This window comes from Microbacterium sp. Bi128, assembly GCF_918698205.1.
This window is the reverse complement of record NZ_CAKKMM010001343.1, coordinates 1-1,389: the sequence shown is the minus strand read 5'-3', so window position 1 is coordinate 1,389 and position 1,389 is coordinate 1. Positions and strand designations below refer to the sequence as shown.

The 1,389-nt window shown below is 72.2% G+C and carries 2 protein-coding genes; both read right to left on the bottom strand.

The annotated features are described in order from the left end of the window. A partial coding sequence (locus tag LQV45_RS32600) for an FHA domain-containing protein (protein WP_230011718.1) occupies positions 1-824 on the bottom strand: 824 nt, incomplete at its 3' end. Positions 825-838: 14 nt separating this feature from the next. Continuing rightward, the gene (locus LQV45_RS32595) at positions 839-1,123 is read right to left on the bottom strand and encodes a hypothetical protein (protein ID WP_230011717.1); all 285 of its coding nucleotides are present in this window, start codon (positions 1,121-1,123) and stop codon (positions 839-841) included. Positions 1,124-1,389: the final 266 nt, after the last annotated feature.

The following is a 1,389-nucleotide window of genomic DNA, read 5'->3' as shown; positions in this document are numbered from 1 at the left end:
CGCGAGAGCTCGCCGCCGATGCGGCCACCGTAGGGACGGCCGTGGTCGGCCCACTCGGCGCGGAAGTACGCCAGGCGCCAGTCGCCGAGCTCGATACGCGCCCCCGTGCGGAGGATGCGGCCGTTGCCGCGGCGTCCCTCGACCGCGGAGCCACCGCCGCCGACGACGTCGAAGCCGTACAGCACGTACTCGTCGTCGCCCTCGTGGCGGATCTCGGCATGCACCGGCGCGAGGCCGGGCAGCCGCAGGTCGGCATCGTCGCCGGACCCGATCACGGTCTTCTCGGGCAGCAGGTCGAACTCGCGCGGGGGCTTGCCGTCCCAGTCGCCCGTCCCGATCGCGAAGATCAGGCGCGGACGGCCCGACCCGGGCGTGTAGTGGGTCGTCGTGATCCGGCGACGCACGACGCGGTTCACGGTCGGCACGAGCGGCAGCGGCGTCCCCGGCGGCACGGGGAAGCGCAGCGCCTGTCCGGCGTTGCGTCGCGTCAGCAGCGGCGCGACGGCACCCACGGATCCGAGCCGGATGTGCGGCGAACCGGTGACGACGCGCTGCAGCAGGCTGCTCTTGACATCGCCGAGGTGCACGATCGGGCCGTCCGGGCCCTCCACGCACACCGAGATCCCGCGCGCGGCGAGGGCATCCGCGACCGTCGACAGCTCGGTGAGCGTTCGGCGTCCGTTCCCGGGCAGACGTGACGGGTCGCTGATCGTCACGCGCACCTCGGATCCGGCCGCCGTGATCGTTCCCTCGAACGGCGGGAGTGTGGCATCCGACCCGGTCTCTTCTTCCGAGAAGGCGAGGTCGATGTCGAGGCGCACCATGAGGGCGCCCGCTCTCAGTTGCCGCGGTGCGGGTCGGAGCCCGGCGCGGTGTCGTCGCTGGTGGTGACGCGGAGGGTGCCGTTGAGCTTCCACGTGGCACGGGGCGCGTCGGGGCCGATGTCGCGCGGCACCTCGACGCTCATGTCGACGAAGGTGTAGTTGACCGCGGCGCCGCGGCCGGTGAGGTAGGACCACATCTCGCGACCGAGGTCGGTCCAGTCGGTGATCGAGTGGGCTTCGGGTCCTGCGGCGTTGGCGAACGGGTCGGTGGAGGCAGTGGAGGCAGTGGAGTCGGACATGGTCCCAGTCCTTTCTGGTGTTCGGGGCGACCAGGGTCCCACCGGCCCCGCGCGCACACGGAGGGATTGCGCTCGGGGCCGCGGTGAGGCAGGGCCGAAACAACCGAGGGGATGCCACGACCCCCAAAGAGTCATTTGACGGTCGGCGCCCACGCGGGCACGATGGCGGGATGTCACGACTGGACGACCTGAGGGCGACCGCGCACCCGCTGCGCTTGCGCTTGCTGTCGCTGCTGACCGGCGCCGCGCTGAGCGCGGCCGAAGCG

What these genes read in the sequence shown, in the direction of transcription:
- LQV45_RS32595 (WP_230011717.1), bottom strand. Translation starts at nt 1,123, where the DNA reads ATGTCCGACTCCACTGCCTCCACTGCCTCCACCGACCCGTTCGCCAAC.